At 43.1% G+C, this 15,185-nt stretch carries 11 protein-coding genes; 6 read left to right on the top strand and 5 right to left on the bottom strand.

The genetic code is table 11. The features are described 5' to 3' along the window. The first annotated feature begins 75 nt into the window (after positions 1 to 75). Complete coding sequence (locus KHN79_RS18240) at positions 76 to 2,232, top strand: TonB-dependent hemoglobin/transferrin/lactoferrin family receptor (RefSeq protein WP_182009279.1); 2,157 nt, start codon at positions 76 to 78, stop codon at positions 2,230 to 2,232. Between the two features lie 353 nt (positions 2,233 to 2,585). Here KHN79_RS18240 and galE read toward each other — a convergent pair whose 3' ends face one another. Then, positions 2,586 to 3,605 carry a UDP-glucose 4-epimerase GalE gene (gene galE, locus KHN79_RS18235; RefSeq protein ID WP_182009280.1) on the bottom strand — a complete coding sequence of 340 codons (1,020 nt, stop codon included), beginning with the start codon at positions 3,603 to 3,605 and terminating at the stop codon, positions 2,586 to 2,588. 63 nt (positions 3,606 to 3,668) lie between these two features. After that, positions 3,669 to 5,594 carry a diguanylate cyclase gene (locus KHN79_RS18230; protein ID WP_182009283.1) on the bottom strand — a complete coding sequence of 642 codons (1,926 nt, stop codon included), beginning with the start codon at positions 5,592 to 5,594 and terminating at the stop codon, positions 3,669 to 3,671. Positions 5,595 to 5,898: 304 nt separating this feature from the next. Here KHN79_RS18230 and KHN79_RS18225 point away from each other — a divergent pair, with 304 nt between their 5' ends. The 3 genes from KHN79_RS18225 to KHN79_RS18215 are packed head-to-tail and all read left to right on the top strand — an operon-like array spanning position 5,899 to position 8,269. Continuing rightward, complete coding sequence (locus KHN79_RS18225) at positions 5,899 to 6,654, top strand: 5-oxoprolinase subunit PxpA (protein ID WP_182009285.1); 756 nt, start codon at positions 5,899 to 5,901, stop codon at positions 6,652 to 6,654. Further along, the gene (locus KHN79_RS18220; protein ID WP_182009287.1) at positions 6,654 to 7,337 is read left to right on the top strand and encodes a carboxyltransferase domain-containing protein; all 684 of its coding nucleotides are present in this window, start codon (positions 6,654 to 6,656) and stop codon (positions 7,335 to 7,337) included. Before KHN79_RS18225 ends, KHN79_RS18220 begins: the two co-directional genes overlap by 1 nt. Beyond that, positions 7,334 to 8,269 (top strand): biotin-dependent carboxyltransferase family protein, encoded by a 936-nt coding sequence (locus KHN79_RS18215; RefSeq protein WP_182009289.1) that lies wholly within the window; start codon positions 7,334 to 7,336, stop codon positions 8,267 to 8,269. The genes KHN79_RS18220 and KHN79_RS18215 overlap by 4 nt, the downstream gene beginning before the upstream one ends. 25 nt (positions 8,270 to 8,294) lie before the next feature. On the opposite strand, the gene KHN79_RS18210 is transcribed toward KHN79_RS18215, so the two are convergent. From KHN79_RS18210 to KHN79_RS18200, 3 genes are all read right to left on the bottom strand, one after another. Beyond that, a complete protein-coding gene (locus KHN79_RS18210; RefSeq protein WP_182009290.1) occupies positions 8,295 to 9,728 on the bottom strand; it encodes an FAD-dependent oxidoreductase in 1,434 nt (477 codons plus the stop codon). Positions 9,729 to 10,079: 351 nt separating this feature from the next. Further along, positions 10,080 to 12,536, bottom strand: a complete 2,457-nt coding sequence (locus KHN79_RS18205; RefSeq protein WP_182009292.1) for an FtsX-like permease family protein — start codon at positions 12,534 to 12,536, stop codon at positions 10,080 to 10,082. Beyond that, on the bottom strand, positions 12,536 to 13,228 hold the full coding sequence (locus KHN79_RS18200) for an ABC transporter ATP-binding protein (protein WP_182009293.1): 693 nt from the start codon (positions 13,226 to 13,228) through the stop codon (positions 12,536 to 12,538). Before KHN79_RS18200 ends, KHN79_RS18205 begins: the two co-directional genes overlap by 1 nt. Before the next feature lie 41 nt (positions 13,229 to 13,269). Here KHN79_RS18200 and KHN79_RS18195 point away from each other — a divergent pair, with 41 nt between their 5' ends. Both KHN79_RS18195 and fabV read left to right on the top strand, forming a co-directional pair. Next, positions 13,270 to 13,836, top strand: coding sequence for an arylesterase (locus tag KHN79_RS18195; RefSeq protein WP_244812790.1), 567 nt, complete (start codon positions 13,270 to 13,272; stop codon positions 13,834 to 13,836). Positions 13,837 to 13,912: 76 nt separating this feature from the next. Continuing rightward, the gene (gene fabV / locus KHN79_RS18190) at positions 13,913 to 15,112 is read left to right on the top strand and encodes an enoyl-ACP reductase FabV (protein ID WP_182009295.1); all 1,200 of its coding nucleotides are present in this window, start codon (positions 13,913 to 13,915) and stop codon (positions 15,110 to 15,112) included. Positions 15,113 to 15,185: the final 73 nt, after the last annotated feature.

Raw genomic sequence — 15,185 nt, 5'->3', positions numbered from 1 at the left:
ATAGTAATTACCATTTAGATCACTTAATATCGCCGTGTTGTTATTACCTACCACGGATTTAAGGTATTGAAGTCAATGTATAAAAAATCATTATTATCAGTTTCCATTGTACTAGCTCTCACAAATACTGCTCAAGCTCAAGATACTTCTCAGTTCAAAGAAGTTGTCGTTTCTGCAACACGAACTGAGCAAAACATCACTGATGTATCTGCTTCAGTTGAATCAGTGTCATCAAAAGATATTGACCGTACTCTTTCTAAAAACCTTTACGACGCGGTTCAGTACACTCCTGGTGTTGAAGCGACTACCGATGGACGCTTTGGTATCTCAGGATTTAACATTCGAGGCATGGAAGGCGATCGAGTTAAAATCGTTGTAGATGGTGTTCAACAAGCGACACCATTCAATCCGGGTGGCGGTGGTGTACAGGCTATTTATCCAAATGCTATTGAACTCGATACGCTAATCAACATTGAGATTAACAAAGGCCCTTCATCGACACTATATGGGTCAGATGCTATGGCTGGCGTTGTCGTTCTAAAAACAAAAGATCCTTCTGATGTTTTAAAAACTGATGGTGATGAAAACCGCTTCGGCATTAAATCGAGTTACTACTCAGCAGATGAACAATTCAAGAATACCCTAACATGGGCAATGCGCCATGGCGATCTTGAAGCGCTGCTAATCGGTACCTACGCAACAGGCGGTGAACTAAAGACTTATGGCGATGGTGAAGACATTCCTGGTACTGAACGCGGTTTAGAAAACCCTGCGGATAAAGAACTTAACAACGTACTTGCTAAGTTGTACTACCGCTTAAATGACACTAATAAAATCGGTTTTGTATTTGAGCGTTACAATTATCAATACGACGAGGATAATCAGAAAGGTAATTACTCTTTAGGAGGAATGCTAACTTATGACGATTCTCAAAGTAATGACGAAACCACTCGAACTCGTTATGGTGTGAACTATGAGTTTACCCAAGCGAACGTTGCTTTCGACACAATGAAGCTTGATCTGAACTATCAGACAACGGAAACAGTAAACGAAAACTACGCATTCGTATCGAGTGGCATGGCTATGTTCAACTACGGAAACCGTACACGCGTTCGTTCCGCTGAAGATCAAACCATTCAATTTGATGGCCAGTTCGGTAAGGTCATAACACTAGAAAACTCAATTCATGAGCTGACATACGGCGTAAACTACGCACATACTGACTTTGAACTCGACAACGTTGATATCTACCACGACACGAATACCAGCAAGCCAGGATCGACTACAATCCCGGACGCGAAAGTAAACCAGTGGGGTATTTTCTTACAAGACAACGCATTCTTACTCGAAGATACATTAGTCTTAAACGCTGGTATCCGTTATGACTCTTTCGAAGCTGATCCATCTTCCGATGAGGGTTTCACTACTGACCGTAAAAAGAACAGTAACGACGCCTGGACTGGTAAACTGGGTGCGGTGTACCACCTAAACGACAACCTAAGTACGTTCGGTCAAGTCAGCCAAGGATTTAAAGCTCCGACTGTTGAGCAGTTGTATTATGAATACAACACAGGTGCAGAATTTGTTCCAAACTCAGATCTAGAGGCTGAGAAGAGCTTATCCTACGAACTTGGGTTACGCGGTCAATACAACTTTGCAAAATTTGAGCTAACAGGCTTTATCACCCAATACAAAGATTTCATCGATTCACAAGACCTAGATAGTATTGATCCTGACAAAGAGCGTTTTACCATAGTTAACCGTGATGAAGTTGATATCTCTGGTATCGAGTTTAGTTCTACTCTACTGCTAGACGAAAGCTTGTCAGCTCCTAAAGGTCTGTATGCTAAAGCTTCTATTACCTATATGGATAGCGAAGATAAATCGACTGGCGAGGCATTGGAATCTGTCGCCCCACTGTCGTCAGTTCTCGGTTTAGGTTACGATAATCAAGAGCATCAATTTGGTGCACTAGCCTCTGTTAAACTAGCTGCAAAGAAAGACAATTGGGCTGATGAAGATCAAATCGATTCTGCGGGCTATGGCGTTATGGACATTACCGCTTACTACGCACCACTGAAAGATCTTACAATCTCAGCAGGCCTGTTTAACGCATTCGATAAGAAATACTGGACGTATCAAGATGTTCGTGGCTTAGATAGTACTGATAACAAAGACTACTATAGTCAACCAGGTCGCAACTGGGGTGTTTCAGTAGATTACCAATTCTAGGGATTTACCGACAGAAACAACAAAGCCAGCATAATGCTGGCTTTTTTATTAGTTTTCATTTCTAAAAAAGTTAAAGAAAAGTATGAGAAATGAAAAACTTACTGTTGTGCCATCTCTTTTTTCACCATCACAGCAGCTGCGACGATGAACGCGATGATTAAACCTAGCTCCATGAACGACCCCAATAATGAAGATAAATTAACGACCTAAAGTTAAAGTCGAGCATAGTGTAGCAGTTCTATTATTCGTTTCTACCGTTCGTTGCGACCTTTTAACCTCAAATTTACGTTTTTTCCGATTCAGATCAAAAAAGGCGCAATAATGCGCCTTTTTGTTACTATTTTGTAAACTGACTATTCTGAGTCTGGGTAACCTTGAGGGTTGCCTGATTGCCAACGCCACGTGTCAGCTGTCATCTCTTCTAATGTGCGTGAAGCCTTCCAGCCTAGCTCAGTAGTAGCTTTGCATGGGTCTGCCCAACATTCTGCTATATCACCAGGACGACGATCCACCAGCTTGTAAGGAACATCCTTACCACTCGCCTTTTTAAAAGCATCTACCATTTCTAAAACACTGTAACCATTGCCAGTGCCTAAGTTATAAATATGCAGGCCTGCTTTCGTACCAACTCTTTCTAATGCCGCAACATGGCCATCAGACAAATCCATTACGTGAATATAGTCTCGGACGCCCGTTCCATCTTTCGTCGGATAATCGCTACCAAAAACCGAGAGGAACTCACGGCGCCCGACTGCAACTTGAGAAATAAAAGGCATAAGGTTGTTTGGGATGCCCTGAGGGTCTTCTCCGAGTTCACCCGTTGGATGAGAACCTACAGGGTTGAAATAGCGAAGAAGTGTGATACTCCAATCCGGGTTTGCTTTTTGGAAGTCTGTTAAGCACTCTTCTACCATTAACTTACTGCGGCCATATGGATTCGTCGCACTCGTAGGAAAGTCTTCAGTGATCGGTACAGTAGCAGGATCACCGTAAACAGTCGCCGAAGAACTAAATACCAGTGATTTAACCCCGGCATCACGCATGGCATCAACCAGTACCAACGTACCGTTTACGTTATTGTCGTAATACTCAAGTGGTTTCTCGACAGATTCACCAACCGCTTTCAGACCTGCGAAATGAATAACCGCCTCAATATTATTTGATTTCAATGCTTCAACTAGCGCCGCTTTATCACGGATATCGGCCTGAATGAATGTTGGTTTTACGCTACAAACCTTTTCAATTCGCTCTAACACCGTCGGTTTGCTGTTATATAAGTTATCGAAAATGACCGGAGTCATGCCAGCTTCAATCATTTGAATACAAGTGTGGCTTCCGATATACCCCATACCACCTGTAACAAGTACTTTCATTTATTGTTCCCTCTGACGCGAATGTGAATAGTCTAAGCTTTTCATGTAGTAATTTAAACAGTATTACAACTCATATCCCATGAGTATTGCTCGCCCTTTTCCAGATTTCTTCGCCTGATACATCGCCGTATCTGCACTTTTTAATACTCTCTCAGCATCCCTTTCATTCAAACCAACTAATTTCACTCCGATACTTACACCAACATTAAGCGTATCACCTTTATATGAAATTGGTGCAGAAATACTCTCAAGTAACTGCTCTGAGACACGAGTAACGATCGCCTGATTCGCTGGATTAATAAGCATAACAAATTCATCCCCGGCTAACCTTGCAATCAAATCGGTGTGGCGCGTGACAGAGGCCATTCGCTCAGAGACTATTTTGAGCACTGCGTCGCCGGCATCATGGCCATAAGTATCGTTTACCGCTTTAAAGCCATCCAAATCTAAATAAAGTATTGCAAATTCATCACGTACGTAGGCTGATCTTTTGACCAGTTCTTCCAACACCAAATTAAACTTAGAACGATTTGCTAATCCTGTCAGTGAATCATGGTGTGTAAGATATTCTAACCGCTCCATTTCTTTAGCATCTGAGAGATCGGTAAGAACGATGACCGAATCATAGAGCTTGTGGTTCTCGCACTTCAAGATGCGATTCACCTTTGCAAACAAAGGAATTAATTGACCAGAAAGGATTTTTTCAATGACTTCTCCCTGCCAAATACCAAAGTTATCTATGGATTTGATTATACCAGGGAGCATTTTTCGAAGTTTGTGGCTACGAATAGCACTTACAATTGACTGCCCTATTAACTGCTCGGCTTCTACCCCTAAAAGTTTGGTAACTGCTGGATTAACTACGGTGATCAAGCCATTTTCATTAATTACAATCAGTCCATCCTGGCTATTTTCAAAGACTCTTCCTGCAATGCGCTCTCGGCTCATTACCTCTTCAAGTTCTGTAATATCCCTGACTTCGAACAGTAAATGACCTTGTTTTGATAAAAACCTGCTTGTAAGGCTATATTGATGTTTGTTATCAACACTCCTTAATTTGATTTCACTTCGTTCTATTCCTTTATCCAGAATTTGTTTTAGTTCAGTGGGTGCCTTTGTCTTAATAAGATCACATATATTGCTTTGCAGCACCTTATCTCGGTTTCTATCAAACATCTTATAGGTTGCGGAATTACACTGAATGATTGTACCTAGGTTGTCTGTAATGATGAGAGAGTATTGTATGGACTCTATTAGATCTTCAGAAACTGAACTTTTTTGTTTGAGCACCTCGAATGAATGATGGCGCTGCTTTTCTCGCTGAAGAAGCTTAATCATCATCCGATCAAACGAATATATTAACTCGCCAAATTCATCTTTGGCGTGATGACGTATTTGATTATAGTTTGTATGTTCGTGAAGCAGTTCTTGTATAGTCCCATTGAGCTTAAGTAATGGTTTAATAATTATGCGGCCAGTGTAGGCGTACAGAAAAATACTACTAATGATTAGAAGTGCTGCAAGTAGCGCGGTATCTTCCATTAAAGTCTGAGTGTTATGAATGATAGGTTTGCGCACTAGGGTTATACCCAAATTCGCTTCCTTATTACTGCCATAAACGATCGGCTCTACAATATAGAAATAGTTGTTATGCTCATCGTTGTTCGGAGTAAATATTTTATCCGGTTTAATGAACGGCACTTCACCATCACTTTTCTCAAACAAAATTATAGGATTGCTTTCTTGAGTATAGAGTTGGACAGCAGAAACTGTTTCCAGTAATAGCAGTTCATCAACTAATGTCTGTACCTTGAGCTTGTCGTTTGAACTAAGCGCATCTTTAATTGAATGAGAAATACTGTGAATTTCTGCAGTAAGATCACGAGGTGCTGATTGGAGTGATGTGAAACTGAGGTAACCTCGATTGATTGCAAAAGTGACGGCGATAACAACCAAATATGGCCAGATAAGCTTTACTCGTAATGACATATATATCCCAGTTGCCAAACATTAACTGAATAACAGAAGGATCGTTATGCAATCCATCTCTCATTAAGGGAGCCAAGAATAGCATGATGATGATTTGAATCATCACCAACCTCTCGAGAATTAGATTGAAATTGAATGAATTAAGTTAAAATTCGAAACGATTCAAATAAATGAAAAAGTTTTCCTGGTGATTAGGGTCTGTCGAGTAAAAGCTGATACTAATGTTGGAATAATGAACTAAATCACTGAACGTAAGGATGGTTTGCTGCATCGTGGCATCATATCTTGGTTAGAAGCTAAACATATGACATTGAACAAACAACAACTAACATTGAACTGCGACATGGGAGAAAGTTTCGGCTCCTGGAAGATGGGTGCTGATGAAGAAGTAATGTCGCATGTTGATATGGCTAATATCGCCTGTGGTTTTCATGCATCTGACCCTAATGTTATGCACGACACTATCACTTTGGCCAATATGAACGACGTAGAGATCGGAGCGCATCCCGGATATCCAGATTTACAAGGGTTCGGAAGACGCTCATTAAGCATGTCAGGTGATGAAATTACTAACATGATTGTTTATCAGGTGGGTGCTTTACAAGCCCTTTGCCGGGCTCAATACACGGATATCTGTTATATCAAGCCTCATGGTGCTCTTTATAACGACATGATGAAAAGTGACTCGGTTTTTCGTGCCGTCGTAAAGGCCGCTGCTTTGTTTAAAGTTCCGTTGATGATTCTCGCTTCCCAGGAAAATGAAAAGTATCTCGAAATCGCAGACGATTATGACGTACCGTTGTTGTTCGAAGCGTTTGCAGACAGATTGTATCAGGATGATGGCATGCTGACACCAAGAACACAGCCTAATGCTGTGCTAAAAACAGAGCATGAGATCCTTGAGCAAGTGAGGAAACTTGCAGAGTCAGGTCGCGTGAGAACAGCTTCAGGACAGTACATTCTTCTTGAAGCAGATACTATTTGTGTACATGGGGATAACGACGAGTCCATAGCCTTGATAAAGAAAATCCGCCAAAGCCTTTATGCTGGAGGAAATTAATGGATCAGGAAAAGTTTAATATTTCATTCGTTTCAGAATGCAGCGTTTTCGTAAAATTTGAAGATACGGTACCAGAAACCCACATTGGCGAGCTGGCACATCAAATAAGAGAACAGCTTACCAGTGCTGTTATGAACGTGATTCCATCTTACCGGACAATCTTAATAGATTACCTGCCGTTTGTAATAGACGACTCTAACCTCGTCGACGGATTAAACCAAATCATCACGCAGTTCAGTCCTGATACACAAAATTTCCCTCAGCCAAAAAGTATCTCTATCCCTGTTTACTATTCAGAAGAAACGGCCTTAGACTTATCGCGATTTACAGACAATGGTTTGTCTCTGCAAGATATCATCAACTTACATACCCAAACGGAATACACCGTTTCTGCTATAGGATTTGCCCCAGGGTTTGCCTTTCTCTCCGACGTATCAGACGAGTTAATCATGCCAAGGCTTACGACACCAAGAACCAGTGTTCCCGCAGGCAGTGTCGGTATAGCGGATAGTAAAACAGCAGTCTACCCGTCAGATAGCCCTGCTGGATGGAATATTATCGGACGAAGCCCTGTGGCACTATTTTCTGATACCCCACCATTTATCCCTTTTGAGGTCGGTGACAGCGTGACGTTTGTGTCTATTTCAAAACAAGAGTTTATTGAATTAGGAGGCACTTTATGAGCGACGCAGGGTTATTAGTCGAAAAACCGGGTCCACTTTCACTGATACAAGACTTTGGTCGCTTTGGCTTAGGACACATCGGCATTACCCAAGGAGGGCCAGTTGATAGCTACGCATATAACTGGGCAAATTATCTTCTGGGCAATCCCGTTAACTGCTCTACTATAGAGATCACATTAGGTAATGCGAGTTTCGTCGCACTCCATAATTGCCATCTCGCAATCTGTGGCGGTGATTTAAATGCAACGGTTGATGGCGACCGTATTTCAAATTGGTCTGACTTTAATCTGAAGAAAGGACAACAACTTCGTTTTGGTATGCCTAAAAACGGACTACGTGCATATCTTGCAGTAAAAGGCGGGTTCGGCATCTCGGAACATCTTGGTAGCGCTTCTACCGTCACGCGTGAATCACTTGGTGGGCTTGATGCAAAAGGAAGCCCAATAAAATCAGGCGATATTCTGCCATTTGCCCCCCATCAACTCTCAAAACATAAACCGCGGCAGATAACCTTCCGTTTTAAGCCTGATTACAATTTACCGGTCAAGCTACGTGTAATTGAAAGCTACCAGAACGAGGATTTCGACGACAAAGTCTTAGAGACGTTTTACTCCAGCGAGTTTACTATCTCTCCGGACTCGAATCGTATGGGCTATCGCTTGGAAGGCAATATCATACAACCACCCTATAATGGTGTGCTCTCTGAGGGTATTGCACTCGGGGCCATTCAAATCCCAGATGACGGGAATCCTATCGTACTGTTAAACGATCATCAGACGATTGGCGGATATCCAAAAATAGGTTGCGTAGCAAGAATAGATTTACCAAGACTCGCGCAAGCAAAGCCCGGACAAAAAGTCGAGTTTGTTAAAGGTGACAGGTGGAAACTGCAAGACTTGTGGTGTCAATGGGCTCAGTTTTTCGGATACTAAGCCCATTCATCCTCAGTCGAAAAAGTTACATGCCGTAACGTTCCGCTAAGGATTTAGGATAGTCTCGCTCTTGGGTAAGCTGTAATGCGTATTGCTCGACTTCCTTTTCTGTCCAGTGCACCGTAACCGGGTGTTGTAGCTCGACATTACGCAGCGGCTCAATCTCAAACCAATGCTGCAGTATTTTTTGTGCGGCTAGTAATGTTGAAGATGCTTTTACGATTTCAATTCGGGCATAGTTATTGTCTTCGAAAGTAACATCTGCCGCTCTTAATACCGGATCACTGCCCGGGATCTGCTGGGCACCGAATAACGCTTTACCGCCTTTAATAGCAGAGCTGTAATCAGGAATAAATTGTGCCATATGCTGAATGGCATTATTGGTTCTCTCTTCCAGAGCTGCTTCTTTCCATCCAGAACGTATTTTCGAGAGTAAAAGTCCCGGAAGCTCTGGTTGTGCAGATTCCTTAGTGCTTGCAACCAGTCCATCATCAAATAAGGTAATACCTTTTGTCATACCGTGAAGCTGGAAATAACCATCACCGTATGGCGTTAGCTGCGCCATTCCCTTATCAGTACCGCGAGGACCATGAAAAATGACTTCCGGCCATTGTTGGTAACACTCTTGCCAATGTGTAACGTAAGCTGCCTTAAACTCTACCAAACGGTCTCGTTTAGCGCCGACAGCATTATCAACAGAGCCAGTTTCGAAGCCGCAAGCATTGACTAGGTAATCACCTGTTAAGGTTTGGGCAGTTCCGTTATGATCGTAAGTTAGTAACCAGTGGTCGCCCTTCCAATCCGCCTGTTTCAGTTCAGCTTGAGTGAATACATTCACATTAGGTAAATGCGATAGCGTCAGGTTTGCGATTGCAGCAAGACGGAAAACACTCCAACCATATTCTTGTACCGCCACAACAGGATATTTTAACTCGTCTAAGTCAGCGTGCTGTGCAAACGGAATACACCAGTCATCAAAAGTAACAGGCTGTTCAGGCTGGTTCTGCTTGGCAAGTTCCAGCAACTCTTCTTTTGAGTACAACTTATAGTACTCGCCTGGTTCGCCCAATACTTTATTACTTTCGTCTTTATCTACCAGAGACTGGTATGCGCTTTTTATGACCTCAAGACGAGGAATAAGCGTCTCTGGGTCTCCACCGTCTGAGTGCGGCACAGCGATAACGGTCGGACGAATATTCAGTGAACTCGGGTATAAACGAATGGTATCGATAGATTGAGAAAGCAAGTCTAAACATTGTTGCTCTGATATTTCTCGGTATAAGTTTCCGCCCGCGTGCAGATGACAGATTGGCGGACCGTTCACCAAAGACAGACCTTTCTCGATAACAGAGACTTGAAAACCGAGTTCTGCAAAATGTATTGCTGCTGTTGCACCGGCGACTCCGCCGCCAACGACTACGATGTGTTTTTGTTTATAACTTGGAAACTCAGACGTCATTGCTTCTCGGAAAATTTTATAAAGGGAATTCTTAACTATCCGCCAATTCTACTCGTCTTTGACCTTGATTAAAATCACAAAAAGTTCATGGGCTTGTACTGTCGTCAAAACTTGTTTTTTTCAAGAAAAAAATTGAAAAAAAATTGAAAAAAGTACTTGACGACGTTATGAATGAAAGCGAATTTTACGCTGATGTGAATAAGATATTTACCCCAACACCCACGACGTAAAGGTTACAGAAATACCTTCCTTTTTCACTTCTCAGTTATCCCAAAAGTTATCCACTGTTTTTGTGGATAACTAACATAAAAGTGTAATTGATTTCTTACAACTCTTTCAGAACTATACCGATTAAGTGTTTATTGGTGTTAACAATCTTTTTAGCAAACTCATTACTACAAGTGCCAGAGTAACAAAGGTAGCCAGCGGTAAAGCTATCCACAATTCAGGGTGAATTCGTGTATCGAGATCCAACCCAAAAGTCATCAACGCAGCAACGCACAGTTCTGATGCTAACACCGCAACGCTACTTGCAATTAACGCCATTACGCCATACTCAGCCCACAAGGTAGTATTAATTCTTTTTTTACTCGACCCTAAAGTACGATACAACCGAATTTCCTGTTGACGCTGGGACAAGCTCAAACGTAAAAGCGTAAAAATGAGCAATAAGCCAGCCACTACGCCCAAGAGCGCTAGAATGGTAATTGCCGACACAATTTGTTCGAGTAGAGCCTGTATTTTCTGTCCCATTGTGCGAATGTCTAAGACAGAAACCGTAGGGTGCGCGCGAGACATCTTGGTCAGTAATTCTTGGTTCTCTTCGTTTATCCGGTAGCTAATAAGATATGAGCCAGGCAAGCTTTCTACCACATCAGAGGAGAAGATGAAGTAAAAGTTAGGCTTCATATCCCGCCACTCTACATGACGAATACTGTCGACAACGGCATCAAAGTTCTGACTGTTGATAACAAAGCGTAATTTGTCACCAAGCTTTATACCCAAGTCTCTGGCAACATCCGATTCTACTGAGACACTTCCTTTATTTTTCCACTCACCGTCAAGGACATCATTGTAATCTGGCAGGCTGTCTCCCCATGTCAGGTTAAGCTCGCGTCGGATAGCGTCCGAGCCTTCTCCCTCATGATCAACATCTTTCACGTTTTGACCGTTAATTTCGGCCAGACGGCCACGAATTATCGGAAACGCCTGTGACCGCGTAACACCGTTCTTATCTAGTGTTGTCAAATAGTTGTCTAGTTCAAATTCTGAAATGTTCAGTGCAAACACATTTGGGGCATCTTCCGGTAAGGTTCTTTCCCAGTCGGCAAGAATATCACTGCGTACTAACCAGATAATGGACAGCAACATCAGAGAAAGCGATAAAGCACCAAATTGTAACCCGCTGGTGACGGGTGTCCTGTTGATCCGGCTAAGTGCCAGTTTCATCGCAGGATGTGTTGAAAAACGTGCTAGCAGTTTTGTCAACGTGACGCTCACTGCAGCTAAGACAATGAACAATATTGCGATACCTATGAGCACAATCCAGACCAGAGTGTTATTTGCGTACAAAGCCAACAATGGAATTACGGGAACGAGTACCAATAACATTCTTTTCCATGAACGTTGGGCCTTACCTTGCTGAAGTACTTCAAGAGCAGGCGTTTTTATAAGACCGAGTAGCGGTATACCAAGCGCGGGGACGGTTATCAGCACTGCCGACGCAAAAGCAATAAAAAATGGCATGACCCCGAAACTAGGAAGCGGGTCGGGCAAAAGGTCTTTCAATGGAATACGTAGCAGGTATTCAAGCCCGCTTCCTAACAGCAAGCCAACGATACTTGCACTTAAGAGCAAGATAGCCACCTGAATAAACAGCCACTTTTCGATCCAGCGACGACTCGCCCCCAGGCTTTTTAGCATCGCAATGGTTTGAGTACGACTGTTCACATAGTTCTGACAGGTAAGCACCAGGGTTGTAGAGGCCATGATGATGACAATCGCCACAGTCAAAGATAAATACTGTGTCGTTCTTTCGAATATTTCATTGCTGCGGCTTGCACTGTCTTGAGTGCGCCAGCGATCACTCGGCGTTAATTCAGTTGTTTCTTGCAGTTGTTTTAACGTTTTATCGTCTGCCTTCAAAAACAAACGGTATTGCACCCTGCTACCAACTTGAATAGCTCCGGTTTTAGGGACATCACTTTGGTGTATATAAGCCGAAGGCATTTGCTGGAAAGGGTTGAAGCTTAAACCTGGTTCTAGTAACACCGCTCCGGTAACCGTAAAGTCGGCGTCACCAACAGTTACAACGTCACCCTTAGATACATCTAACTGAGCCATAATACGTTCGTCTAGCCACAGCTGCCCTGCTTTTACTCGACCAGAAGGATTACCCTCTAATACTAAGTCCCCCATTAGTGGATACTGATTATCTACGGCACGCACCGATATTAACTGCATGCCTTGTTCACTAAATGCCATAGTGGGAAAACGCGTCATCACCGACCGCTCAAACTCCTCTGTCGATGTTAACAACGCTTCTGGGATAGGGTTAGCTGAAACAAACACAGCATCGGCAGTTAAAGCATCTTTCCCCTGTTTAACGATCACCTGCTCCATACGAGATGCCAGAGCAGATAAGGCAAAGATACTTGCGATAACAAGAACGAGAGCGACACTGATAGGCCAAAGACTACCCTGCCTTATTTCCCCGAGGCTCCAGCGAATCAAACTTTTATTCGGAGAATGCTTCTCTGCCACTCGCTGATCTTCTGCACTTTGTTCACTTGAAGATATTACAGACATTACACGTCCTCCTTAAGCTCACCCGCCTCCATGCGATAAACCCGGTCACATCGTTCCGCCAAGTGGCTATCATGGGTGACTAAGATCAGCGTAGTACCGTGCTGTTCGTTAAGCTCAAACAATAACTCTATTACTTTGTCTGCGGTCTGGTGATCGAGGTTTCCCGTCGGTTCATCAGCAAACAGCAGTTCAGGCTGAGTCATGAAAGCACGGGCCAGTGCGACACGCTGCTGTTCTCCACCAGAGAGTTGGCTTGGTAAGTGCTCCAGACGCTTTTCTAACCCAACAGCTTTTAACAACTCAGAAGCCCTCGCTTCGTTTTCAGCTTCTCCACGCAACAGACATGGCAACGTAACATTACGTAATGCGGTCAGGCTTGGTATAAGTAAAAAGCTCTGAAAAACAAACCCCAGAGACTCAGCACGAATTTTTGCCCGCGCTTCATCGTCTAATTTGGAGAGTTCGTTACCAAGTAGCGTAATTTCGCCTGACGTCGGCGTATCAAGGCCAGCTAACAATGTCATAAGCGTCGATTTACCTGCCCCAGAGGTGCCAACTATCGCTATTTTTTCGCCTTTCCTGATGTCAATATTTACATTTTTAAGGATTGTTAAACGCTCGTTATTAGTAGACACTTGTTTAGAAACTAAATTTGCTTGAACAATAGGTGCTTTGAGTACAGGTGTTTGCATGATTCGATTACTTTCCTTAGTTTTCTTTTTTTTGTCTTTCTATTACCGCACACGCGAACGAAAAACTTCTGGTCTTGGGTGACAGCCTGAGTGCTGGTTATAACATGCCAATTGAGAACAGTTGGCCTAGCTTACTCCCGGACGTGCTTTTAGAACACGGTCAAAATGTAACAGTTATTAATGGTAGTATCTCAGGAGATACTACTGGCAACGGTTTAGCCCGTCTTCCGCAGTTACTTGAACAACATTCTCCGGATATCGTCCTGATTGAACTGGGTGCAAATGACGGCCTGCGCGGATTTCCTCCTAAACTTATTACGGCTAACCTGTCAAAAATGATTACTATGATTAAAGATTTCGGGGCGGAAGCTATTGTGATGCAAATCCGAGTCCCGCCTAACTATGGTAAGCGTTACAGTGACATGTTTTACGATATATACCCGAAACTGGCTGACCATCAGCAGATACAATTAATGCCCTTTTTTCTCGAGCATCTGGTCACAAAACCCGACTGGATTATGCCTGATGGTCTTCACCCAAAACCAGAAGCTCAGCCATGGATTGCCGATTTTGTCGCCCAGGAATTAATTAAATATCCCTACTTTTAATGGTCTAGCTCAATAAGTGGCATCTTACTTTACGTTACTCTAGTTGAGATTTCATTCATCGAGGTTAGATAACAACATGCGAATAGAACCTTTAATTCAAGGTGTTGTTGCTCGTTCTGCGCATCCACACGGGTGTCATGCATCAATAAAAGAGCAAATAGAATACGTAAAACAAGCACCACAGATCAAAGAAGGCCCAAAACGGGTTTTGATTATTGGCGCATCCTCAGGATTTGGATTAGCGGCTCGTATTGCCCTTACCTTTGGTGGCGCGAACGCTGATACTATCGGGGTCTCTTTTGAACACAGTCCTTCTGAAAAAGGGGTTGGCAGCGCCGGTTGGTATAATAATATCTTTTTCAAGCAAGAAGCGACTCGCGTTGGCCGTACTGCAGTTAATATTGTCGGTGATGCATTTTCAGATTCGGTCCGCACCGAAGTCATCGAAGCGATAGAAACCTATTTCGAAGGTGAAGTAGACTTAGTGATCTACAGTCTGGCTACGGGGGTTCGTCCAAAACCAAACAGAGACGAATACTGGCGTAGTGTGATTAAACCAATAGGTGAATCAGTCACAGGCGCTTCTATCATGCTGGAAAACGACCAGTGGGTAGAGAGCACGCTCCAACCTGCAACGGAAGAAGAAGCGGAAGCAACCATCAGAGTAATGGGTGGTGAAGACTGGGAAAGCTGGATTGATACCTTGATCAACGCAGAGTCTCTTGCCGAAGGTTGCCAAACTATCGCGTTTTCGTATATGGGACCAGAGCTTACCCACCCTATTTATTTAGACGGTACTCTAGGTCGTGCGAAGATAGATTTACACCAAACTAGTCATGCGTTAAATCTTAAGATGGCCAATTTCGGTGGTGGTGCTTATGCGACCGTATGTAAAGCATTAGTCACTAAGGCGAGTGTTTTCATTCCAGGATTGTCTCCATACCTTCTGGCACTTTACCGTGTTATGAAGGAAAAAGGCACGCATGAGCGCTGTATCGAACAAATGCAACGTTTGTTCACGACAAAACTGTACACAGGCTCTAAGGTACCGCTGGATGGTGAGAGACTCATCCGTATCGACGATCTTGAGCTTGACCCAGCAGTACAGCAAGAAGTGAAGCAACTTGTTGAGCAGATGAACGGTGATAACTTCAAACAGATCGGCGATTACCAGGGTTTCAAAGAGGAATTTATGAAACTCAACGGCTTTGATTTTGAGAACGTCGATTACTCACAAGAATTTTCTATCGAAGAATTGAAGTTATTGGAGCCTTAACGCCAATCTAAACGTCCCACTTATGAGATAGTTTGAATCTATTAAGAGTCCTGAATCGTTTTCAGGACTTTTT

Origin of the sequence: Vibrio sp. B1FLJ16, assembly GCF_905175385.1 — a bacterium.
Lineage (GTDB): Bacteria > Pseudomonadota > Gammaproteobacteria > Enterobacterales > Vibrionaceae > Vibrio.
Note: the sequence above shows the minus strand (reverse complement) of the source record. Positions and strands in the feature narration are given on the sequence as shown.

Excerpts from the sequence above, each read along its gene's own strand:
- KHN79_RS18210 (WP_182009290.1), bottom strand. The coding sequence starts at position 9,728 with ATGACGTCTGAGTTTCCAAGTTATAAACAAAAACACATCGTAGTCGTT.
- fabV (WP_182009295.1), top strand. The coding sequence starts at position 13,913 with ATGCGAATAGAACCTTTAATTCAAGGTGTTGTTGCTCGTTCTGCGCAT.
- KHN79_RS18240 (WP_182009279.1), top strand. The coding sequence starts at position 76 with ATGTATAAAAAATCATTATTATCAGTTTCCATTGTACTAGCTCTCACA.
- KHN79_RS18215 (WP_182009289.1), top strand. The coding sequence starts at position 7,334 with ATGAGCGACGCAGGGTTATTAGTCGAAAAACCGGGTCCACTTTCACTG.
- KHN79_RS18200 (WP_182009293.1), bottom strand. The coding sequence starts at position 13,228 with ATGCAAACACCTGTACTCAAAGCACCTATTGTTCAAGCAAATTTAGTT.
- galE (WP_182009280.1), bottom strand. The coding sequence starts at position 3,605 with ATGAAAGTACTTGTTACAGGTGGTATGGGGTATATCGGAAGCCACACT.
- KHN79_RS18220 (WP_182009287.1), top strand. The coding sequence starts at position 6,654 with ATGGATCAGGAAAAGTTTAATATTTCATTCGTTTCAGAATGCAGCGTT.
- KHN79_RS18205 (WP_182009292.1), bottom strand. The coding sequence starts at position 12,536 with ATGTCTGTAATATCTTCAAGTGAACAAAGTGCAGAAGATCAGCGAGTG.
- KHN79_RS18225 (WP_182009285.1), top strand. The coding sequence starts at position 5,899 with ATGACATTGAACAAACAACAACTAACATTGAACTGCGACATGGGAGAA.
- KHN79_RS18230 (WP_182009283.1), bottom strand. The coding sequence starts at position 5,594 with ATGTCATTACGAGTAAAGCTTATCTGGCCATATTTGGTTGTTATCGCC.